The organism is Ureibacillus endophyticus (assembly GCF_024159215.1).
In the GTDB taxonomy this organism is placed as follows: domain Bacteria; phylum Bacillota; class Bacilli; order Bacillales_A; family Planococcaceae; genus Ureibacillus; species Ureibacillus endophyticus.
Genome location: NZ_JAMYWW010000001.1, coordinates 2,322,474 through 2,343,789, shown reverse-complemented (window position 1 = coordinate 2,343,789; position 21,316 = coordinate 2,322,474). Strand labels below are relative to the sequence as shown.

Sequence of the window (21,316 nt, the reverse complement as noted above, 5' to 3'; positions counted from 1 at the left end):
ATAGTGAAATGTTGCACCTGTCGCTACGCTTTCGGTGCAGATACAACACGCCTCTATTCCATAATTTGGAACTCTTTCCAATAGAGTGTATTGCGCCTGCCGCTATCGCTTTCGGTGCAGACAAAACCTGACACAAGTCCTTGTGTCAGGTTTTGTTGTCACAATTTGTGTTTTCTTGTATCATATTAAAAGATACAAGGGGGTAAGTCGGTGGATAATGAAGCAAAAAAAATAGAAATGATGGATAAAATGAAGCAGCGTAAAAAAGAAGGAAAAATAGTACGCCGTATAGTTTCGATGGTGACACTTGTAGTTTTATTAATCGTACTTATAGTTGGTGTTAGTGGTTATTTTTATGTGAAATCTGCATTAAAACCTATTGATCCAGAATCTACAAAAGAAATAGCAGTGGAGATTCCAATGGGTTCTGGTATAAGTGCAATCTCATCTATCCTTGAAGAAAAAGAGATTATTAAAGATGCGCGGATATTTAAGTATTATACAAAGTTTAAAAATGAATCTAGCTTTCAAGCAGGTAATTATTCAATGACCCAGGCAATGACTTTCGATGAAATTATTGAAAGTTTAAAAACGGGCAAAGTATACCGTGAACCAATCTTTGCATTAACAATTCCTGAAGGACTTACTTTAGAGCAAATTGCAAAAAGAGTTGAAAAGAAAACAGAATATACCGCTAAGCAATTTATGGATAAGATAGTTGATCCACAGTTTATTCAAAATATGATGGCAACGTATCCGGATTTAATCACAGAAGAAGTATTAGATGGTAATATTCGCTATGCTCTTGAAGGATATTTGTATCCTGCAACGTATCCATTTTATGAAGAAAATCCTACATTAGAGGAAATAATATCGACAATGATTTCACAAACAAATGATATACTTGTCGAATACAAACCTATGCTTGAAGAAAAAGAAATGTCTGTTCATGAATTATTAACCTTTGCCTCACTTCTAGAAGAAGAAGCAACGGCAAAAACGGACCGAGAAACAATTGCTAGTGTTTTCTATAATCGTTTGGAAATTAATATGCCATTACAAACGGACCCAACTGTGTTATATGCTTTAGGATCACATAAAGATCGTGTATTATATGAAGATTTGGAAGTGGATAATCCATATAATACTTATGTAAACCAAGGGCTACCACCTGGGCCAATTGCTAATGCAGGGAAAATATCTATCGAAGCTGCCCTTAGTCCAACTAATACAGAATATTTATATTTCTTAGCTGATAGTGAAGGTAACAATCATTTTGCAAAAACATATGATGAACACCTTGTGAATGTTGAAAAATATATAAAGTAATTGTGAGATAGAAGGATTGTGTAATTTATTATTTCTGTAAAAAAGTTTGACTTTTAAACTTTTTACTAGAGAATTAATAAAGTTTATTCGCTTTCCTTCTATTTTCGTGATATTATAAATTGTGATTTTTTTGTCATAAACTATTAAATTTATTGTGCCAACTTTCATGTTTGGTTTTTTTTCTTTTTCAGACATAGTTCGGCGGAAGATTATGTATAAAAGGGGTTCGTCAATGGAATTTTCAGATGCTTATATAGAATCCTTAGTTCAACCACGTAATGAATTATTAATGGAGATGGAAGAGTATGCAAGAATTCATCATGTTCCGATTATGCAATTGCCTGCAATTGATGCATTGAACCAAATTCTTCGTATACAAAAGCCATCAAATATTTTAGAGATAGGTACAGCAATTGGTTATTCAGCATTACGAATGGCTATTGCTTTACCTGATTGTAAAATTGTAACTGTTGAAAGGGATCCTGAACGAGTAACAATGGCAAAACATTTTCTATCTCGTTCTGTAGAAGGTAACCGAATTACAGTCATTGAAGGGGATGCATTAGAAGTAGATGTGGAATCGATACACTCTACTTTTGAAGCAATTTTTATAGATGCCGCAAAAGGTCAATACCAACGATTTTTTGAAAAGTACTCTCCTCTAGTACCATCAGGAGGAATTTTGTATATTGATAATATGTACATGCACGGCTTATCTGATTTAGATTTAAAAGATGTTCCTCGTCGTAAAAGAACGATGATACGTAATTTGAAAAATTTTACCGATTGGATTATGAACCATCCAGACTATGAAAGTACATTTTTCCCAATTGGTGATGGATTGTTAATTTGTTTGAAGAGGTGAATGAATTGAAAAAACCAGAATTATTAGTTACACCAAAATCTGTAGATCATATTAAAGCACTTATTGAAGCTGGTGCAGACGCATTTGTGATTGGTGAACAAAAATTTGGCTTACGTTTAGCTGGAGAATTTTCTGTAAATGATGTAGAACAAGCAACAACAATTATTCATGAAGCTGGTAAAAAAGTGTATGTTGCTGTAAATGCTATATTCCATAACGATCGATTAGATGATTTAGATGAATATTTAAAAGAAATGCAACGAATTGGTGTTGATGCACTTTTATTCGGTGATCCTGCGGTTGTAATGGCTGTTCGTGAACTAGGCATTACTATTCCACTTCATTGGAATCCTGAAACAATTGCAACGAACTGGTTCCAAGTAAACTACTGGAACGAACGAGGTGCAAAACGTGCAGTTCTAGCACGTGAGTTGTCATTGGATGAAGTAGTAGAAATAAAAGAAAATGCAAAAGCTGAAATTGAAGTCCAAATTCATGGTATGACGGCGATGTTCCAATCAAAGCGTTCACTACTAGGAAACTATTTCTTATATCGCGGTGAAGTAATGGAGATTGAGAACCGTAAAGAAAATAAAAATATGTTTTTACATGATAAAGAGAGAAAAAATAAATATCCAATTTATGAAGACTTAAATGGTACACATATTTTCTCGCCAAATGATATGTGCCTAATTGATGAATTAACGGACCTTTTTGAAGCGGGAATTGATTCATTAAAATTTGATGGTGTTCTACAAACTGAAGAATATATTACGACTGTTACAAATTGTTATCGTCAAGCAATTGATGCATACTTCGATAACGGTGAAGATGCGTATGATGAAATTAAGGACGAACTATTAGAAAAAATTAAAGAAATTCAACCTGCTATTCGTCCGTTAGATACAGGATTCATCTACAAAGAAACAGTGTATTAAGAACGGAGGGTACGACTTGTTACAACTAATTGAAAATAAAAATATACGTGAAGTTGTTAATGGAAAAACTGTTATCACAAAAAAGCCTGAGCTATTAGCACCAGCTGGAAGTTTAGAAAAGTTAAAAGTTGCAGTACATTATGGGGCAGATGCAGTTTTTATTGGTGGTCAAGAATTCGGCTTGCGTTCAAATGCGGACAACTTCTCAATTGAAGAAATGCGTGAAGGTGTCGAATTTGCAAATAAATACGGTGCCGTAATTTATGTTACAACAAATATTTTCGCTCATAATGAAAATATGGATGGTCTTGAAGAATACTTACAAGCCATCGAAGGTGCTGGAGTTAAAGGTATCATTGTTGCCGATCCATTAATTATCGAAACTTGTCGTCGTGTAGCACCTAATCTCGAAATCCACCTTTCTACTCAGCAATCTTTATCTAACTGGAAAGCAGTAAAGTATTGGAAGCAAGAAGGTTTGCATCGTGTCGTTTTAGCACGTGAAGTCGGTGCAGAAGAAATGCTGAAAATGAAAGAAGAAGTGGATATAGAAATTGAAGCATTTGTTCACGGAGCAATGTGTATTGCGTATTCTGGACGTTGTGTATTATCAAACCATATGACTGCTCGTGACTCCAACCGTGGTGGATGTTGTCAAAGTTGTCGTTGGGACTATGATCTTTATGAAAATGTAGATGGAGAAGAAAAAGCGTTATTCAATGAAGGTGACGCGCCATTTGCGATGAGTCCTAAAGATTTAAAATTAATCGAATCTATTCCTCACATGATTGAGTTAGGTATAGATTCATTAAAAGTTGAAGGTCGTATGAAATCTATTCACTATGTGGCAACAGTTATTTCTGTATACCGTAAAGTGATTGATGCATATTGTGCAGACCCAGAAAACTTTAAAATCAAAAAAGAATGGTTAGAGGAACTTGATCGTTGTGCGAATCGTGCAACTGCATCGGCTTTCTTTGAAGGTGAACCAAGTTATAAACAACAAATGTTTGGATTCCATGCACCAAAAATGAAATGGGATTTTGCAGGACTAGTCCTTGATTATGATGAAGAAACTAACATGGTGACATTACAACAACGAAATTACTTCAAACCGGGGGACACAATTGAATTTTTCGGTCCTGAAATTGATTCATTCAAAATGGAAGTTGGTCAAATTTGGGATGAAGAGGGTCAAGAAATTGAAGTAGCAAATCATCCATTACAAATTGTGAAGTTTAAAGTAGATCGTCCGTTGTTCAAGTTCAACATGATGCGGAAGGAGAATAAATAAATGTCAAAGAAGCGTCCTCTAGTAATAGGGATTGCAGGAGGCTCATGCTCGGGTAAAACGAGTGTAACCCATGCCATTTATGATGTTTTCAGAGAGCATTCTGTTGTTGTCATTGAACAAGATTTCTATTATAAAAATCAAAGTCATCTAACATTTGAAGAGCGTTTAAAAACAAATTATGACCACCCATTAGCCTTCGATAATGATTTACTAATCGAGCACTTGAATCGCTTATTGAATCGTCAAGCTATCGAAAAGCCGGTATATGATTATGTTAATCATACTCGTGCAGAGGAAGTTATCCATGTTGAACCAAAAGATGTAATTATATTAGAAGGTATTCTCGTTTTAGAAGATAGTCGTTTACGAGAATTAATGGATATTAAACTCTTTGTTGATACCGATGCGGATTTACGTATAATTCGTCGTATAGAGCGGGATATTAAGGAACGTGGTAGAACAATTGATTCTGTTATAGAACAATATTTAACTGCTGTCCGTCCAATGCATAATTTATTTATTGAGCCAACAAAGAGATATGCTGACGTTATTATCCCAGAAGGTGGAGAAAATGAAGTCGCAATCGATTTAATGGTTACAAAAATTAAAACAATTCTTGAAACTATGACCAATGTGTAATATGATGTGTTACAGTTGGTATTAATTACAATTACTAATTGATATTTAATATGTGAAATGTAAAATTCGGTTACTAGTTAAGTTGACAATATTGCTTCTATTTGAAGTAAGTGTCTCATATGCTTAACTACTAACCGGGTTTTATTATTAGATTTTTTAATATTGTTCAACGAAGTATATACTGTTGGAGCAATATTAAAAACCGAATGAAACAAATGAAACAAATTCTACCCTTTGATAAACGCAAAAATGAAAACGATTGCGTTTTTCGAAATAAGGTGTATAGTATTGTTTCGTATAAATTTATTGCGAGTATTTAAGGAGTGATTGTCTTGTCAAATGAAAAACAGTACCCAATGACATTAGCAGGAAAACAAAAATTAGAAGAGGAATTAGAGTACCTTAAAACAGTTAAACGAAAAGAAGTAGTAGAGCGTATTAAAATAGCTCGTAGTTTTGGAGACCTATCAGAGAACTCTGAATACGATTCAGCAAAAGAAGAACAAGGCTTCGTTGAAGGTCGTATTTCTGCTATTGAATCAATGTTGCGTAATGCAATCATTATAGAAGAAACTGCAGGTACAAGCGATATCGTCACTTTAGGGAAAACAGTTACATTTATCGAGTTACCTGATGGTGAGGAAGAAGAATATACAATTGTTGGTTCAGCTGAAGCAGATCCTTTCGAAGGCCGAATCTCAAATGACTCACCAATTGCAAAAGCATTATTAGGACGTAAAGTAGATGATATCGTAAAATTAACAACTCCAGGTGGAGATATGGAAGTTCGCATCGTTTCAATTAGCGCTGCAAAATAATTTCATAATTGATTTGGCTAACTTTTCATACATAGCCATTTAATTTATAGTCGACAAATCAACAATTTGATTTTGTCGACTTTTTCAATTTTGTAACAGTTATATTAAATACAGGGCTTACAATGGAAATGATAGGTCGATTATTGATAAAATATAGTATATTTAAGATGTGAAGGAGGTTTCAATCTAATGAATAATGGTAAGTCTGAAAATTCTACACGTCATGAAAAAAGACAACGTTATAAAGCTAAAAAGCCACGTAAAAAGATGGATCGCCTTCTAAATGTACTTATCGCTATCGTTTCGATTTTGATTGTGCTGAACTTGGTAAGTATTTTTACGGGGGATGACAAAAAACAAAATGCAAAAGAAACAAATCAGGTGACTGAAAGTAAAAAAAATGATGACTCCAAGGAAGTTGTTACTGATAAATCAGAAGATGATGAGCCAACAAACAATGACTATTCAACAGAAAATATGTCTGATGAAAATGAAAATGTGTATGTAGTAAGTGCAAGTGAGCAAATTGTTCAACCATCAAATGATCCAATTGTGGACGAGGTAATCGTCAACCCAAGCTGGCAAGTTACGCCGACAAAACAAACAGGTGAACATGTATCTGCTTATGAAGAAGGACATATTGATTATGAAGAGAAAAAGGAAACCTTCCGCAATGTTGTAGGACTTAGTGAAGATGAGGTTATTTATTGGTCAATAAAAAATAATGGCAATCCAAATTCCTCTGTTGCAGTTATTTCCTCAAATGATTCTAATCGTGCTTATAAATATCGTATTCATATTGAATGGATAGAAAATGAGGGATGGAAACCTGTAAAAGTAGAAAAACTAAATCAACTAGCAAATTCCTATTAATAATATTGACGTAATGTGGAAAAATATATATCGTTAAGTTGATGCAGAATGGAGGAAATTATGAAAATCGCAGTAATTGGAGCAATGGAAGAAGAAGTAGAACTATTACGCAAAGCCATAGAAAATCCAGAAGTAACGACAATTGCTAATAGTGAATATACGATAGGTACATATCAAAATAAAGAAGTTATTTTATTAAAAAGCGGTATTGGTAAAGTCAATGCAGCAATGTCAACAACAATTTTATTACACGAATACAAACCTGATGTTGTAATTAATACTGGCTCTGCTGGTGGGTATGATCCTAGCTTGGATGTAGGAGCAATTGTTATATCTGATGAAGTACGTCATCACGATGTTGATGTAACGATTTTTGATTATGAAATGGGGCAAGTCCCACAAATGCCTCCAGCTTTTAAATCCGATGAAACACTAATAAAAATGGCTCAAGAAGCTGTAAAAGAAATTGGAGAGCATCAAGTTGGTGTTGGATTAGTTTGTTCAGGAGATTCATTTATGAATGATCCAGAACGAGTTGAGAAAGTAAGATCTTATTTCCCACAAATGAAAGCTGTTGAAATGGAAGCTGCTGCAGTAGCGCAAGTATGCTATCAATTTAATACACCATTTGTTGTAATTCGTGCGTTATCTGATATAGCTGGAAAAGAGTCAAATATCAGTTTCGATGAATTTTTACCAGTTGCAGCAAAACATTCTACAGAAATTGTTTTAAAAACAATCGAAAAATTATAAGCTTATGCATATTTACAAACGCACTTGAGAAATTGAAAAAATGCAAGTAAGATAGAATGGTAATTAAAAGCAGGTTAAAAAGACAATAAGGAGGTCTACGCAATGTTATTATTAATGGGTGGGTCAGTAGCAATTACAGCACTTCTAGGAATTCTTATTTACTTCGGTGCAAATAGCCAGTCAACAAATCATTAATCAAAAAGCTCATTTAACCTGCAAAACAGATTAAATGAGCTTTTATTTTTTCAGTTTTACCAAGGATTTAATCAATCTTTGAGAAACGTAATTCATTTTCATTTTTTTTATTTTCACGTTCAGCCTGGTTATGTTTGAATTGCTGATACAGTTTAACAAGTGCTCTTTTTTCAATACGTGAAACATAACTACGAGAAATCTTCAATTTTTTAGCGATCTCTTTTTGCGTTAATGGTTCATTATTATTTAATCCATAGCGATAGACTATTATTTCTAATTCCCGTGGTTCTAGTGTTCCTAAATATTCATAAAGTTGTTCGAAACTCTCTTTTTGTTCAATTTTATCGATTGCTGGTTGTTCATCAAGTTGCAACAGGTCTCGAATTTGCAAAGATTGTCCTTCTTTATCCACTCCAATTGGTTCAAATAGCGATACATCTTTTTGAACTTTCTTTTGTGCTCTTAAATGCATCAGTATTTCGTTTTCAATACATCGTGCAGCATACGTTGCAAGTCTTGTTTTTTTATCTGGTGTATAACTGCTAACTGCTTTCATTAATCCTATTGTACCAATTGATATATAATCATCTAATTGTTCGTGTTGTGGATGGAATTTTTTAACGACATGGGCGACCAATCTCATATTTCGTTCAATCAAATCAAGCCGCGCTTGTTCGTCTCCTGCCATAAATCGTTCGATACATTTTGCTTCTTCTTCTTTTGTGAAAGGACGATGAAATGCCTGCCCCTTTAAGTAGCCTAAAAATGATGGAATATCGAGCCAGAGCTGCATGAGTGACGCAAAAATACCGCTCAAATTACGTCATCCTTTCTGCCTTTTTCGACATTATATGATAAACTCTTATAGAAAATGATTAATATTTTATAGTAAAAAAATGACCGATGCATACGTATAGATGATGCATCGATCGTATTTACACTTTTTTTAATTTAAATGTGCTAATCATTAAAATTGATAGGATTGGGAATAAAAATAAATAACTTTGGGGTTCTACGAGTTTTGTGAAGAAGTAAGAAAATGTTAGGAAAGTACCGGCTACAGTAATTGGTAAGCCAATGAAATATCCTTTAGTATCCATTATATTAAATCGTGCTAAACGAAAAGCTCCACAAGCAATGTACAAAATCGTTAAAATCATTCCAACCATACCAAAATCCGTCATGATATTTTCATACATTAGTAGGGCGGGTGCAACCCCAAATGATATAATATCACCCATAGAGTCTAATTGTTTTCCTAATTCTGATTCTAGATTAAATTTTCGTGCTACTTTGCCGTCATAACGGTCCAGAAAAGCCGCAACAAAAATAAATAATACGCTATAACTATAAGATTCATTTAATGTGGCCAAAATAGAGGCACCACCAAATGACAAATTACAAATGGTAATTAAATTAGCAGCGTTCGATTTTACTTTTTTAATCGTGGAATCCACCATATGAATAAGAAACATGGGGGAACACTCCTTTACGCTCTTAGTATTTTTATATTATACTTCGAAAAATAATAAATTGTAAGTAAATCAAAATATCCTATAAATGTTATATTCTTTTAAATTATTTGGATATTTGGTTCTATAGAACTTGGAGGTACCAATGAAAGAAAAAATATATCAACGATTAATCGAATTAACAAATGGAAAATATAGCTCCTTTTTGTTAAAACGACTTGTAACCTCTTCATTTAGTAAGAAGCTTATTCGAGAGTATAGTAAAGTATACGAAATACAACTTGAAGAAGTTTCAAAGGAAATAAACAGTTTTACAAGTTTACAAGATTTTTTCACCAGACAACTAAAAACTGATGCTAGACCTATAGATGCTAACGATAAAACGTTTGTAAGTCCGGTTGATGCGAAAATTGAATCCTTTGGTACAATCCGTGAAAATGCGGTTTTTACTGTAAAAGAGAAACCATACACATTAACGGATCTGTTTGGTAAGGAAGAATTGGCTAAGAAATATATCAACGGTAGTTATATTGTCTTTTATTTAAGCCCAGCAAATTATCATCGCATTCATAGCCCTTTAGATGCTGCCGTTATTCGTCAATATGTTTTAGGGAACAAGTCATACCCAGTCAACAAAATGGGGTTAACATATGGAAAAACACCATTAAGCCATAACTATCGTATGATTAGTGAGTTACAATACCAAAATAATAAAAATTTTACTTTAGTAAAAGTAGGAGCAATGTTTGTAAATAGTATCAAATTAACGAATACGTCTAAGCAGTGGAAAAAAGGCGAAGAAATTGGTTATTTTGCTTTTGGTTCAACGGTAGTCATGTTTTTTGAGGAGAATACGATATCCTTCACAGAAAACATCCAACATGGCAATGAAGTGAAAATGGGTGAACGAATAGCAATTATGATATAATCGAAAAATAAAAGTTAACCAAATTTATGATTTGAGGGGATTATTTTCCTCATTGAAACGTATTTAAACGAACTACTGATTAATAAATCTTTTAAAAGCTTGTTAAGTCAGTATTGTGAAAAAATTTAATTAAGGGGTTAAAGTGTTGTATAATTTTCTATTGCCGAATGAATATGTAAATACTGTTTTTGAAATTACACCAGAAAAACTTGAAAAACTAGGAATACGTGGAATTATTACAGACTTAGATAATACGCTCATTGAATGGGACAGACCTGATGCAACAGAAGAAATTGCAGAATGGCTAGGCATATTACAGGAAGCTGGCATTCGAGTAATTATTGCATCAAATAACAATGAGGAACGTGTTAAAAGGTTTGCAGAACCATTAGGTATTCCTTTTATTTACCGTGCGAGAAAACCATTGGGAAATGCCTATTATGCAGCATTAAAAGAAATCCGTTTAAAAACAAATGAGGTTGCCATGGTGGGAGATCAATTGTTAACGGATATTATGGGTGCCAATCGTTTAAGCTTATATACTTTCTTAGTCCGACCTGTTGCAGAGTCGGATGGTTTTGTTACGCTTTTTAATCGTTTTGTAGAACGTCGAGTATTTAATATGTTAAAGCGTAAAGGAATTAAGACTTGGGAGGAACAAAAATGAATGAAATGCCAAATTGTATTGGCTGTGGAGCAGTAATTCAAACAGAAAATCCTAAAGAAGTTGGCTATGCTCCAGCTTCTTCTCTTGATAAAGAAACCGTTATTTGCCAACGTTGTTTCCGTTTGAAAAATTATAATGAAATTCAACCAGTAAGTTTAACGGATGATGATTTTCTACGAATTTTAAATGGACTAGGTGGGCAAAATGGCTTAATCGTAAAAATTGTAGATATATTTGACTTTAACGGTAGTTGGTTGCCTGGTTTGCATCGATTCGTTGGAAAAAATCCAGTTTTACTTGTTGCGAATAAAGCAGACTTATTACCAAAGTCGGTAAAACCAAAAAAGGTAATCAATTGGCTAAAACGTGAAGCAAAAAATTTAGGACTACAACCTATTGATGTTATGTTAGTAAGTGCCCACAAAGGAATGGGTATGAGAGAAGTTGTTGATGCCATTGAAAATTATCGTGAAGGCAAGAATGTATTTGTTGTTGGTTGTACAAATGTAGGTAAATCAACGTTCATTAACCGAATTATTAAACAAGCAACTGGAGAAGGAAATGTAATTACGACATCTCATTTCCCTGGTACTACTCTTGATATGATTGAAATTCCATTAGATGATGGCGCTTCACTATTTGACACGCCTGGTATAATTAATCATCACCAAATGGCACATCATATAGATAATAGTGAATTAAAATACATTACACCGAAAAAAGAAATCAAACCAAAAGTTTATCAACAAAACGCAGGTCAAACTTTATATATCGGCGCACTTGCAAGATTTGATTTCATTAAAGGCGAACGTTCTGCTTTTACAGTTTATGTCGCAAATGATTTACCAATTCATCGGACAAAACTTGAAAAAGCCGATGCCTTATATGAAGAACATAAAGGTGAATTACTGTCACCACCATCTGAAAAGTATATTGATCAACTACCTGAACTTGTTCGTCATGAATTTGCAGTGAAAGAAGGAAAAACGGACGTTGTTATTTCAGGACTAGGCTGGATTACGGTTCAACATCCGAATGTAGTCGTTGCAGCCCATGCTCCAAAAGGGGTAGAAGTGTTTATTCGTCCTTCGTTAATATAATGGGGTAATTTGAACTGTTCTTTCGGAGCGCGGACGAGCCACTTCTGCATTTCTAGATGTTTAGCTATAGCGACTAGGCTCTCGCGCCGCTTCAACTTCTCCTACGAAGGCAAAAGCGCCTTCTTGTCGAAGTCTCCGAAGTACAAGGATGTACGAGTGCCGACAATGCTCCGTGATGTGGCATTCTGTCGGCCAGCTTCTTTCACGGCTGAACGAACGCGCTCCGCATTTCGGATTGTCTAGCTACAGCGGCTAGGCTCTCGCGCCGCTTCAACTTCTCCTACGAAGGCAAAAAGCGCCTTCTTGTCGAAGTTTCCAGCGCGTGTCGAGGCTAAACGAGCCGCTTCCGCATTTCGGAGATGTCTAGCTGCGAACGCTAGCTCTTCGACAACTTCAGAATCGCCTTCAAGGGCAAAAAGCGCCCTTTTGTCGATTCCTCTAGTTGTTGTCAGAGCTGGGCAAGCGTTCTCCGCATTTCGGATTGTCTAGCTGCGAACGCTAGCTCTTCGACAACTTCAGAATCGCCTTCAAGGGCAAAAAGCGCCCTTTTGTCGATTCCTCCAGTTGTTGTCAGAGCTGGGCAAGCGTTCTCCGCATTTCGGAGATGTCTAGCTCCGCGCGTTAGCCGTTCGGAAACTTCAACTTCTTCCTACGTGTGCAAGCACACTTGTCAGAAGTCTCCGAAGTACAAGGATGTACGAGTGCCGACAATGACACAGGATGTGGCGTTTTGTCGGCCAGTTTCTTTCACGGATGAACGAACGCGCTCCGCATTTCGGATTGTCTAGCTACAGCGGCTAGACTCTCGCGTCGCTTCAACTTCTCCTACGAAGGCAAAAAGCGCCTTCTTGTCGAAGTTTCCAGCGCGTGTCGAGCCTAAACGAGCCGCTTCCGCATTTCTATATAAAGGGGTTTGATGATTATGAAGAGATGGTTTGCTGTTATTGGTGATCCAATAGCGCATTCGAAATCACCAGCCATGCATAATGGTTGGTTTGATGAACTGAATATTGATGCAACCTATATTCCAATTCATGTAAAGAGTGAACAATTAGAACAAGCAATCGCTTCTTTAAAAACTTTAGGAGCAAGTGGTTGGAACGTGACGATTCCTCATAAACAGGCGATTATTCCATTTCTAGATGAACTGGACGAAATGGCGGAAAAAATGGGGGCTGTTAATACAGTTGTTCGTACTGCTGATGGGAAATTAAAGGGCTACAATACGGATGGTCCAGGTTTTGTTCATTCTCTTGAAGAAGCAGTTGGGGATGGTCAAAAGGGAAAATCAGTACTGTTAATTGGAGCAGGTGGGGCTGCAAGAGGGATTGCGTTTGCTCTTCAATTTTATGGTTATCGTAATCTAACAATTACAAATCGTACCGTTGCAAAGGCTAAAGAAATCATTCGTGAACTAGGTGAAGGACAAGCGTTATCATTAGCTGATGCAGAACAAAGATTAGACGATTTTGGTATTATAATTCAATGTACTTCTGCTGGCTTAGCAAATGGTGAATTTAGCCTACCACTTTCTTTAGAAAAATTACAACAAGGGACAATTGTGGCTGATATTGTGTATAATCCTTTAATGACGCCATTTTTATTGGAAGCTCAAAGAAAAGACGCAATTGTTGTAACTGGGCTAGGGATGTTCGTTCATCAAGGAGCGATTGCCTTTAATCATTGGTTAGGACAATACCCAAATACAGAACATACAACAAAAAAATTAATAGATGAATTACAGGTAACAACCTGTTAAATTTAGGAGGAACTAAAATTGCTAACTGGCAAACAAAAACGATTTTTACGAGCTGAGGCTCATCATTTAACACCAATTTTTCAAGTTGGAAAAGGTGGGGTAAATGATCAAATGCTCCGTCAATTACGTGATGCATTGGAAGCTCGCGAGTTAATAAAAGTACGAATTCTAGACAATTGTGAAGAAGAAAAAGATGATGTTGCAGAAGCTCTTGCAGCAGGAACAGGTGCTGAGTTAGTTCAATTAATTGGTTTAACTGTTGTGCTTTATAAGGAATCACGAAATAATAAAAAAATTGTATTACCAAAACCGAGCCAAAAGTAAGGTGTATTATCGGATGAAAAAAGTTGGCATTTTGGGAGGAACATTTAATCCTCCTCATATTGGACATTTAATAATGGCAAATGAGGCGTACGATGCTTTGCAACTAGATGAAGTCCGTTTTATGCCAAATGCTATTGCTCCACATAAGCAGATGATTGAGGATGCCTCTATGGAAAACCGATTGCGTATGGTTGAAATTGCAATCGAACCGTATGAACATTTTAAAATGGAAACAATTGAGTTAGAAATGGGAGGCATTTCTTATACATATCAAACAATGGTTGAATTATGTAGAAGAGAGCCGGATGTTCAGTTTTATTTTATTATTGGCGGCGATATGATCGACTCCCTCCATACTTGGCACAATATCGATGAATTAGTTCAAATTGTTAAGTTTGTAGGTTTAAAGCGACCTGGTACGAAATCTACAACTTCCTATGACATCACGATGGTAGAGGCTCCAGAGCTGAATTTATCTTCCACGTTAATTCGGAAACGGTTAAAAAATGGTGGAACGTTAAAATTTTTGTTGCCAGAAGGTGTTCAAGAATATATTCGAGAGGAAGGTTTGTATGGAGCGAGATGATTATTTAGCTATCGTGAAAACACGTATGCCTGAAAAAAGATATATTCATACTATTGGTGTAATGGAAACAGCTATATCTTTAGCAAAACAATACGGTGAAGATGAAAAAAAAGCTGAAACTGCAGCCATTTTACATGATATTGCAAAATACGCAGATGAAGATTGGATGCGTGAGATAGTTCAAACGAATGGACTTGATTCTAGACTCCTCGAATGGGGTTCAGAAATTTTGCATGGCCCTGTAGGAGCATGGATAGCGCAACATGAATTTAATATTACTAACGAAGATATTTTGAATGCGATTCGTTTCCATACAACAGGTAGAGCTGGAATGTCAAAGTTGGAAAAAATTATTTACATTGCAGATATGATTGAACCAAATCGTAAATTTCCAGGTGTTGAGAATTTGCGCCAAATTGCAAAGGATAATTTAGATTTAGCTTTGGAAGCTTGTGTTAGTCACTCATTAACATTTTTAGTGCAAACAAAGCAACCAATTTTTCCAGTATCAGTTGAATGCTTTAACGACATCATTTCCTAAAAATTTGAAATGATGAACGCATAAAAGAGAGGAACAGTGAAGAATGTCAGAAAACTTATTACAAATAGCTTATAAAGCAATAGACGATAAACATGGGGAAGATATTGTTGTCCTAAATATGCAAAATATCTCCTTATTAGCAGATTATTTCATTATTTGTCACGGTAATTCAGACCGTCAACTTCAAGCTATTGCAAGAGAAGTTCAAGAAAAAGCTGAAGAAAATGGTTATAGCATTAAACGAGTGGAAGGATTTGATTCAGCTCGTTGGATTTTAGTCGATCTTGGAGATATAGTTGTACACATCTTCCATAAAGATGAACGAGCATTTTACAATTTAGAAAGACTTTGGGGAGATGCTCCTCAATTGGATATTCAATAATTATGTCACAAAGTAGTTATCAACGATTCGCTCATATTTATGATGAGCTAATGCAAGATATACCTTACGATGAATATGTCAATTGGGTTATGAAATATGCACCAAGTAATGACTACCCGACTTTAATAGATGTGGGCTGTGGTACAGGTACTCTTACCTTACAATTTCATCAAGCTGGATATGATGTAACAGGCATTGATTTATCTGAGGAAATGTTGGCTGTTGCAAATGATCGCTTTCAAGAGGTAGGGGTTTCAATACCTCTGTTTGCAATGTCGATGGACCAAATTGAAGGTTTTTCAGAAATAGATGTTGTTACGATACCGATTGATTCAATTAACTATTTACATGAGGAAAGTTCGGTAGTAGAAACATTGAAAAGAATCTATACCATTTTACGGGATGGTGGACAATTATTTTTTGATGTGCATTCCCTTTATAAGATGGATGAAATTTTCATGGATAGTCCTTTTACTTATGATGATGGAAATATTACTTATATTTGGTATACTGAACCTGCTGATTATGAACATTCGGTTTATCATCAGATGACTTTCTTTGTAAAAGATGAAACGACAGAACTTTTTGAACGGTTTGACGAAGAACATTTTCAAAGAACTTTTCCATTAGAGACATATGTTGAATGGTTGACGAATATTGGCTTTTCTAAAGTTGAAATTACAGCTGATTGGCATAATGAAAATCCAACAGATGAAAGTGAACGAATCTTTATACGTGCAATTAAATAAAAAAACACCTTTTCAACAGAAGGGAAATTATGTATATTATTTGTATACTCCATATGACACCTTCTGTTGTGAGGTGTTTTTATGTTTAAGCATCTTTTGCAAAAATATACTAAAACACTGCTATTCCCCGGCTTTGTTTTAATCCTTATCCTTTTTTATTACCTTCAACAAGACTCAAAGGAAGAATCCTTTGAAAGTATAACAACAATTCCACAACAACAAAGCGAACAATTTAATACTGACAATAAAATCGATGAACAGCCTACTATTTTGAATATTATGGTTGATGTGAAAGGTGAAGTAGTTTCTCCTGGTGTATACGAGTTAACAACGGAAGATCGAGTAATTGATGCAATCCAACTTGCTGGTGGATATACAAATGAAGCAGAAACAAACCTAGTAAATCATGCACAAAAGCTTCAAGATGAAATGGTCATCTATATTCCTAAAAAGGGAGAAGAACTAGCAGATCTTCCAATAGAACAAACTGTTACGAGAGGACAAGCATCAAAAAATTCGGCCGGGAAAATAAATATTAATACAGCAGATGAATCACAACTTACAACTCTTCCTGGCATCGGACCATCTAAAGCTCAAGCGATAATAGCGTACAGAGAAGAAACTGGTTCATTTAAAAATATTGAAGATTTGACAAATGTCTCTGGTATTGGTGACAAAACCTTCGAAAAATTAAAAGAATTAATAGATATTAAGTAGATATGACATTGCATGATTCTTTTTTTACATCTAAACTAAGTGTAATAGAGTTTGGAGGTAGTCATATGGAGCGAATTACTTGGGATCAGTTTTTTATGGCACAAAGTCATTTATTAGCTTTACGAAGCACTTGTACAAGACTTGCTGTTGGGGCAACGATAGTTCGAGATAAAAGAATTATTGGTGGCGGCTACAACGGGTCGATTTCAGGCGATGAACATTGCATTGAAAAAGGGTGTTATGTCGTAGATAATCATTGTGTTCGTACTATACATGCAGAAACGAACGCATTATTACAATGTGCAAAATATGGAACATCATCCAATGGTGCTGATATTTATGTTACTCATTTTCCATGTCTACATTGTACAAAGACCATCATTCAAGCAGGAATTAAAAATGTTTACTATTCCAACGATTATAAAAATAGTCCATATGCTATGGAACTATTTGAAAAAGCAAAAGTAAATGTCGTTCAAATTCCTTTTGAAGAGTCAAAAATCGATTTTTTAAAGGATGAAAAGTTAGATTTAGCTATTGAGATGCTAACGAAACTTCGGAGTCTTGGTGCATCAGAAGAAGAATTAAAACCTTTTGAAGAGAAGGTGAAATCGTTATTTGATATCGTTCAAATGTAAATGGATTTACTATGCCTTATCAATTCTAGTTGCCATAATAGCAGCCTTCGAATCGGTGAGGCTTTTGTTTATACTAATTCTTCTAGTTTTATTTCTCATCTATAAGAAATTGCATTTTGCACATATAATCGGTGTAATCATCACTTGTTTCGTATTCTATTATTATGTTTCAGATGAGGTAAAGAAATTAGAAATGCCACTACCTTTGCCGGAAACTTTAACTTGGACACATGAATATAAATTTAGTGGTAATAAATTGCGCGGTTTTATGGAAGACTCACAAGGTAGAAAGATTTATGTAGTGAATACTTTCTCCTCTGAAAACGAAATAGAACAATATAAACATATTTCATTAGCTGGAGAACAATTTATAGTCTCTGGTGAACTTGTAGAGCCAAATAGACCAGCACATCAATATGCTTTTAATATGAAAAAATATTTAAAAAGTAACGGTGCTATCGGGACTCTAGAAATATCAAAATGGTCTTATGTTGGTACAAAAAAATCCATCGCTCAGAAAATAAATCAACAACGTTTTAAACTAAAAATGCATATAGAACAAGCATTTCCTGAATCCCTTATAGGCGAAGCACAAGCCTTGCTCATAGGGTTACAAGAACAAGTTGATGATGAGATGACTAGAGCCTACCAAAAGCTTGGGATCACCCATTTATTTGCGATTTCTGGGCTACATGTTGCTATTGTAACACTCATATTTTTTCAAGGATTAATACGTTTAAGAATAAGAAGAGAATTCGCAACGTTGATTCTTCTAGTTATCCTTCCGATATACGGCATACTTGCCGGTGGTGCCCCTTCCGTTTGGCGGGCAGTAACTGTAGTCGAGCTACTACTCATAAGCCGTTTAAAATGGCGTTTAACAGTGGATGATGCATTATCGATAACGTTTATTCTATTTGTATTTATTGAGCCATGGTCTATTTACCAGATAGGATTTCAACTGTCTTATTTAGCGACAGCAAGTTTAATTTATTCAGGAAAAATTCTTCAACGATTTTCTTCTTGGCTTGTACAGTCTTTTTTCATTACTTTTGTATGTCAGTTACTCGTTTATCCTCTTTTACTTTTCCACTTTTATGAGATAAGTATCTCATCCTTTTTTGTTAATATTCTCTTTGTACCTCTATTTAGTTTTGTTATTTTACCTATTAATATACTTTTATTAGTCGCATCATTTGCTCCAAGGTTATTGTCTAATTTATTATTCACATTATATGAACCTATTCGGGAGTTATTAACTAATATTATTAATTTCTTACAAAGCCTTCCCTATCAAATGTGGAACCCAGGGAAACCAACAGTTGTATTAATGATTGTGGCATATCTATCAATTTTTATCGTTTTTTATATGCTAGAGAACGAATCAAAATTAGTTAAAACCATTTTGCTATTGTGTATACCGCTAGTAATACTCCATTTCTCAGGAAAGCTATTTAGCGATTTGAAAATAACTTTTATTAATGTTGGACAAGGGGATTGTATTCTTGTGGAATTGCCACGGAGAAAGGCCGTTTACATGATTGATACTGGTGGATTATTAAGATTTGATCAAGATGCCTGGAAAGTAAATAATCGCCCATATGAAGTGGGGAGACAAGTCGTAGTACCCTATTTAAAAGGGAAGGGAATAACAAAAATAGATAAGTTAATTATTACCCATGCAGATGCAGACCATGTTGAAGGTGCAGAGGAGGTTTTAGAAGAGATTAGAATAGGAGAAATACACATTAGTCCTAATTCTTATCATAAAGACGTGATGAAGGACTTATTAGCCGAAGCTAAAAATCAAAAGGTTCCGGTTAAAGAACAAATGGCATCCAACTCTTGGAAAATTGATGAGATTTCATTTAGTTATCTATGGCCAGTAGAGACTAATTATGAAGGGAATAATGATTCTCTTGTGCTTTTAATTACAAGCGGGACGTTTCGAGGTTTATTTACAGGTGACCTTGAGAAAGAGGGGGAAGAAGTGATGTTACGACTGTACCCTTATTTAAAAGATATTCAGCTATTAAAAGCAGGACATCATGGCAGTAAAACATCAAGTAGTGAAGAATTTGTTTCGAATTTAAAACCTAATTTAACAATCTTCAGTGCAGGTGAAAATAATCGTTACGGACATCCTCATAATGAAGTAGTAGAAAGATTTCAAAAGCTAAATTTGAATATACTAACAACCGGTGAAGTAGGAACTATCGAAGTATCAGTTAAGGATAACCAAATGGATATCAGTTATCCTAAATAAGAGAAAAAAGGACATCTCGAAAAGAGAAGTCCTTTTTCCTAATAGCATTAAGATGCTACATCAATAATTGTTGCAATAATAAACATAAGTGCGAAGAATACGAAAGAAACACCAAATCCTACTGCAGCATCTGTTGCTTGGTTACGCATTGAAGCGCCATTTTTACCTTCAAAAGGATTGTGTGTTACAACGTTTTCATTATGTGAAGCCATACCTATCCCTCCTACTCAAAGTAATTATAAGTCAATACATAGTAAAAATCTATATAGAATCTGCCAAATTCTATTAACTACCTTTTGTATTGTTGACACAATTTATACATACCTACGACCAAAAATAAAAAAACATGTATACTAATATTAGTATAACAATAAGGAGTGCACAAAATGTTTACAAAAGTATGGAAAGATATTAATAATGGACAAATCGCTCCTGTTTATTGCATCTATGGTGAGGAATCCTATTTTGTAGATGAAACTGTAAAACGTATAAAGAATGCTTTAAGTACTACAGAAGAAGTTGAAACATCCATTTTTGATTTAGAAGAGTCTCCTGTTGATTTGATGATGGATGAAGCTGATACATTTCCTTTTTTCTCAGAAAGAAAACTTGTGATTGCTAAAAATGCTTCATTTTTAAAAGCAGCTGAAAAAGGTAAAGAAAAGATAGAACATGATTTAAAACGGCTTGAAAACTGGTTAAACCACCCATCTGATTTTTCAGTAACAATTCTGATTGCTCCTTATGAAAAATTAGATGAACGGAAGAAAATAACAAAATTAATGAAAGAAAAAAGTGTGATGCTTCATGCAGAAACACCGAAAGAAAACGATTTGGCAGTTTGGATTCGAACAGAAGTAAGTCGTTTTAATAAAAATATTTATGATGAAGCAGTAGATAAATTGGTAGAAATGGTTGGAGCAAATATGCTTCAATTACAGATTGAAATTGAAAAAATATGTTTGTATTTAGGGGAAGAGAGTTATATTACAGTAGATATTGTAGAAAACCTTGTTGCTAAAACGTTGGAGCATGATGCTTTTAAAATGTTAAATGCTTATTTATCCCGTCAAAATGCGGAGGCTGTACAGATTTATCATGATTTACTTCGTCAAAAGGAAGAGCCTATTATGCTTGTTGGTCTTCTTTCATCTAATATTCGTACAATGAACAATGTTTATTACTTGCAAAAAAAGGGCTATCATCCAACTCAAATCTCAAAACAATTAAAAATACATCCTTACCGTGTAAAGTTGATGTTGGAAAATCGCAATCGACCAAGTGAAGAAAGATTACTAAAAGCGTTACATAATTTAGCTGAAATCGATTTGAAATTAAAATCTACTGGGGGAAATCGAGAGCGATTATTAGAAATGTTTTTATTAAGAGCTCTATAAAGACCGATGAAAAAGACCATCCTTAAGAGGGTGGTTTTTTGTTTCTTATGATAGATTTTGGAGAAATAGCCAAATGAAAAAAGATC

The 21,316-nt window shown here is 34.7% G+C and carries 24 protein-coding genes; 21 read left to right on the top strand and 3 right to left on the bottom strand.

What is annotated here, in order from left to right; all coding sequences use genetic code 11:
* The first annotated feature begins 210 nt into the window (after positions 1 to 210).
* From mltG to mtnN, 8 genes are all read left to right on the top strand, one after another.
* Positions 211 to 1,329, top strand: a complete 1,119-nt coding sequence (gene mltG, locus NKR20_RS11570; RefSeq protein WP_121213363.1) for an endolytic transglycosylase MltG — start codon at positions 211 to 213, stop codon at positions 1,327 to 1,329.
* Between the two features lie 232 nt (positions 1,330 to 1,561).
* Positions 1,562 to 2,194 (top strand): O-methyltransferase, encoded by a 633-nt coding sequence (locus NKR20_RS11565; protein ID WP_121213362.1) that lies wholly within the window; start codon positions 1,562 to 1,564, stop codon positions 2,192 to 2,194.
* A 5-nt stretch (positions 2,195 to 2,199) separates the two neighbouring features.
* Complete coding sequence (locus NKR20_RS11560) at positions 2,200 to 3,132, top strand: peptidase U32 family protein (RefSeq protein WP_253426900.1); 933 nt, start codon at positions 2,200 to 2,202, stop codon at positions 3,130 to 3,132.
* A 28-nt stretch (positions 3,133 to 3,160) separates the two neighbouring features.
* Positions 3,161 to 4,426, top strand: a complete 1,266-nt coding sequence (locus NKR20_RS11555; RefSeq protein WP_211330861.1) for a peptidase U32 family protein — start codon at positions 3,161 to 3,163, stop codon at positions 4,424 to 4,426.
* Positions 4,427 to 5,065, top strand: a complete 639-nt coding sequence (udk, locus tag NKR20_RS11550) for a uridine kinase (RefSeq protein ID WP_121213359.1) — start codon at positions 4,427 to 4,429, stop codon at positions 5,063 to 5,065.
* Between the two features lie 332 nt (positions 5,066 to 5,397).
* Entirely contained in the window at positions 5,398 to 5,883 is a 486-nt protein-coding gene (gene greA, locus NKR20_RS11545; RefSeq protein ID WP_121213358.1) for a transcription elongation factor GreA, read from the top strand.
* Between the two features lie 189 nt (positions 5,884 to 6,072).
* Positions 6,073 to 6,756 (top strand): YrrS family protein, encoded by a 684-nt coding sequence (locus NKR20_RS11540; protein ID WP_253426899.1) that lies wholly within the window; start codon positions 6,073 to 6,075, stop codon positions 6,754 to 6,756.
* Positions 6,757 to 6,816: 60 nt separating this feature from the next.
* The gene (mtnN, locus tag NKR20_RS11535) at positions 6,817 to 7,509 is read left to right on the top strand and encodes a 5'-methylthioadenosine/S-adenosylhomocysteine nucleosidase (protein WP_253426898.1); all 693 of its coding nucleotides are present in this window, start codon (positions 6,817 to 6,819) and stop codon (positions 7,507 to 7,509) included.
* Positions 7,510 to 7,771: 262 nt separating this feature from the next.
* Here mtnN and sigK read toward each other — a convergent pair whose 3' ends face one another.
* Together sigK and pssA are read right to left on the bottom strand one after the other, a co-directional pair.
* Positions 7,772 to 8,521 carry an RNA polymerase sporulation sigma factor SigK gene (gene sigK, locus NKR20_RS11530; protein WP_121213355.1) on the bottom strand — a complete coding sequence of 250 codons (750 nt, stop codon included), beginning with the start codon at positions 8,519 to 8,521 and terminating at the stop codon, positions 7,772 to 7,774.
* Positions 8,522 to 8,639: 118 nt separating this feature from the next.
* Positions 8,640 to 9,179, bottom strand: coding sequence for a CDP-diacylglycerol--serine O-phosphatidyltransferase (pssA, locus tag NKR20_RS11525; RefSeq protein WP_121213354.1), 540 nt, complete (start codon positions 9,177 to 9,179; stop codon positions 8,640 to 8,642).
* 142 nt (positions 9,180 to 9,321) lie between these two features.
* Between pssA and NKR20_RS11520 the strand changes: the two genes are divergently transcribed.
* From NKR20_RS11520 to NKR20_RS11465, 12 genes are all read left to right on the top strand, one after another.
* The gene (locus NKR20_RS11520) at positions 9,322 to 10,104 is read left to right on the top strand and encodes a phosphatidylserine decarboxylase (protein ID WP_121213353.1); all 783 of its coding nucleotides are present in this window, start codon (positions 9,322 to 9,324) and stop codon (positions 10,102 to 10,104) included.
* Positions 10,105 to 10,246: 142 nt separating this feature from the next.
* A complete protein-coding gene (locus tag NKR20_RS11515) occupies positions 10,247 to 10,771 on the top strand; it encodes a YqeG family HAD IIIA-type phosphatase (protein ID WP_253426895.1) in 525 nt (174 codons plus the stop codon).
* The gene (gene yqeH, locus NKR20_RS11510) at positions 10,768 to 11,871 is read left to right on the top strand and encodes a ribosome biogenesis GTPase YqeH (protein WP_253426893.1); all 1,104 of its coding nucleotides are present in this window, start codon (positions 10,768 to 10,770) and stop codon (positions 11,869 to 11,871) included. Before NKR20_RS11515 ends, yqeH begins: the two co-directional genes overlap by 4 nt.
* 922 nt (positions 11,872 to 12,793) lie before the next feature.
* On the top strand, positions 12,794 to 13,630 hold the full coding sequence (gene aroE, locus NKR20_RS11505) for a shikimate dehydrogenase (RefSeq protein ID WP_253426889.1): 837 nt from the start codon (positions 12,794 to 12,796) through the stop codon (positions 13,628 to 13,630).
* An 18-nt stretch (positions 13,631 to 13,648) separates the two neighbouring features.
* Positions 13,649 to 13,954 (top strand): ribosome assembly RNA-binding protein YhbY, encoded by a 306-nt coding sequence (gene yhbY / locus NKR20_RS11500; protein WP_253426887.1) that lies wholly within the window; start codon positions 13,649 to 13,651, stop codon positions 13,952 to 13,954.
* Between the two features lie 13 nt (positions 13,955 to 13,967).
* A complete protein-coding gene (locus tag NKR20_RS11495) occupies positions 13,968 to 14,540 on the top strand; it encodes a nicotinate-nucleotide adenylyltransferase (RefSeq protein WP_121213348.1) in 573 nt (190 codons plus the stop codon).
* Positions 14,527 to 15,081 carry a bis(5'-nucleosyl)-tetraphosphatase (symmetrical) YqeK gene (gene yqeK / locus NKR20_RS11490; protein ID WP_121213347.1) on the top strand — a complete coding sequence of 185 codons (555 nt, stop codon included), beginning with the start codon at positions 14,527 to 14,529 and terminating at the stop codon, positions 15,079 to 15,081. Before NKR20_RS11495 ends, yqeK begins: the two co-directional genes overlap by 14 nt.
* 43 nt (positions 15,082 to 15,124) lie before the next feature.
* The gene (gene rsfS / locus NKR20_RS11485) at positions 15,125 to 15,463 is read left to right on the top strand and encodes a ribosome silencing factor (protein WP_121213346.1); all 339 of its coding nucleotides are present in this window, start codon (positions 15,125 to 15,127) and stop codon (positions 15,461 to 15,463) included.
* 2 nt (positions 15,464 to 15,465) lie between these two features.
* Positions 15,466 to 16,212, top strand: coding sequence for a class I SAM-dependent DNA methyltransferase (locus NKR20_RS11480; RefSeq protein ID WP_121213345.1), 747 nt, complete (start codon positions 15,466 to 15,468; stop codon positions 16,210 to 16,212).
* A gap of 81 nt (positions 16,213 to 16,293) precedes the next feature.
* The gene (locus NKR20_RS11475; RefSeq protein WP_253426877.1) at positions 16,294 to 16,929 is read left to right on the top strand and encodes a helix-hairpin-helix domain-containing protein; all 636 of its coding nucleotides are present in this window, start codon (positions 16,294 to 16,296) and stop codon (positions 16,927 to 16,929) included.
* Positions 16,930 to 16,994: 65 nt separating this feature from the next.
* The gene (locus NKR20_RS11470) at positions 16,995 to 17,567 is read left to right on the top strand and encodes a ComE operon protein 2 (RefSeq protein WP_253426869.1); all 573 of its coding nucleotides are present in this window, start codon (positions 16,995 to 16,997) and stop codon (positions 17,565 to 17,567) included.
* Between the two features lie 109 nt (positions 17,568 to 17,676).
* Positions 17,677 to 19,833 carry a DNA internalization-related competence protein ComEC/Rec2 gene (locus tag NKR20_RS11465; RefSeq protein WP_366519723.1) on the top strand — a complete coding sequence of 719 codons (2,157 nt, stop codon included), beginning with the start codon at positions 17,677 to 17,679 and terminating at the stop codon, positions 19,831 to 19,833.
* Between the two features lie 47 nt (positions 19,834 to 19,880).
* On the opposite strand, the gene NKR20_RS11460 is transcribed toward NKR20_RS11465, so the two are convergent.
* Complete coding sequence (locus tag NKR20_RS11460; protein WP_121213342.1) at positions 19,881 to 20,045, bottom strand: YqzM family protein; 165 nt, start codon at positions 20,043 to 20,045, stop codon at positions 19,881 to 19,883.
* A 174-nt stretch (positions 20,046 to 20,219) separates the two neighbouring features.
* Here NKR20_RS11460 and holA point away from each other — a divergent pair, with 174 nt between their 5' ends.
* Positions 20,220 to 21,230, top strand: coding sequence for a DNA polymerase III subunit delta (gene holA / locus NKR20_RS11455; protein ID WP_253426867.1), 1,011 nt, complete (start codon positions 20,220 to 20,222; stop codon positions 21,228 to 21,230).
* Positions 21,231 to 21,316 lie beyond the last annotated feature (86 nt).

What these genes read in the sequence shown, in the direction of transcription:
- NKR20_RS11520 (WP_121213353.1), top strand. Translation starts at nt 9,322, where the DNA reads ATGAAAGAAAAAATATATCAACGATTAATCGAATTAACAAATGGAAAA.
- mtnN (WP_253426898.1), top strand. Translation starts at nt 6,817, where the DNA reads ATGAAAATCGCAGTAATTGGAGCAATGGAAGAAGAAGTAGAACTATTA.
- rsfS (WP_121213346.1), top strand. Translation starts at nt 15,125, where the DNA reads ATGTCAGAAAACTTATTACAAATAGCTTATAAAGCAATAGACGATAAA.
- yqeH (WP_253426893.1), top strand. Translation starts at nt 10,768, where the DNA reads ATGAATGAAATGCCAAATTGTATTGGCTGTGGAGCAGTAATTCAAACA.
- holA (WP_253426867.1), top strand. Translation starts at nt 20,220, where the DNA reads ATGTTTACAAAAGTATGGAAAGATATTAATAATGGACAAATCGCTCCT.
- pssA (WP_121213354.1), bottom strand. Translation starts at nt 9,179, where the DNA reads ATGTTTCTTATTCATATGGTGGATTCCACGATTAAAAAAGTAAAATCG.
- NKR20_RS11540 (WP_253426899.1), top strand. Translation starts at nt 6,073, where the DNA reads ATGAATAATGGTAAGTCTGAAAATTCTACACGTCATGAAAAAAGACAA.
- NKR20_RS11565 (WP_121213362.1), top strand. Translation starts at nt 1,562, where the DNA reads ATGGAATTTTCAGATGCTTATATAGAATCCTTAGTTCAACCACGTAAT.
- aroE (WP_253426889.1), top strand. Translation starts at nt 12,794, where the DNA reads ATGAAGAGATGGTTTGCTGTTATTGGTGATCCAATAGCGCATTCGAAA.
- NKR20_RS11480 (WP_121213345.1), top strand. Translation starts at nt 15,466, where the DNA reads ATGTCACAAAGTAGTTATCAACGATTCGCTCATATTTATGATGAGCTA.
- NKR20_RS11470 (WP_253426869.1), top strand. Translation starts at nt 16,995, where the DNA reads ATGGAGCGAATTACTTGGGATCAGTTTTTTATGGCACAAAGTCATTTA.
- NKR20_RS11495 (WP_121213348.1), top strand. Translation starts at nt 13,968, where the DNA reads ATGAAAAAAGTTGGCATTTTGGGAGGAACATTTAATCCTCCTCATATT.
- NKR20_RS11475 (WP_253426877.1), top strand. Translation starts at nt 16,294, where the DNA reads ATGTTTAAGCATCTTTTGCAAAAATATACTAAAACACTGCTATTCCCC.
- udk (WP_121213359.1), top strand. Translation starts at nt 4,427, where the DNA reads ATGTCAAAGAAGCGTCCTCTAGTAATAGGGATTGCAGGAGGCTCATGC.
- yqeK (WP_121213347.1), top strand. Translation starts at nt 14,527, where the DNA reads ATGGAGCGAGATGATTATTTAGCTATCGTGAAAACACGTATGCCTGAA.
- NKR20_RS11460 (WP_121213342.1), bottom strand. Translation starts at nt 20,045, where the DNA reads ATGGCTTCACATAATGAAAACGTTGTAACACACAATCCTTTTGAAGGT.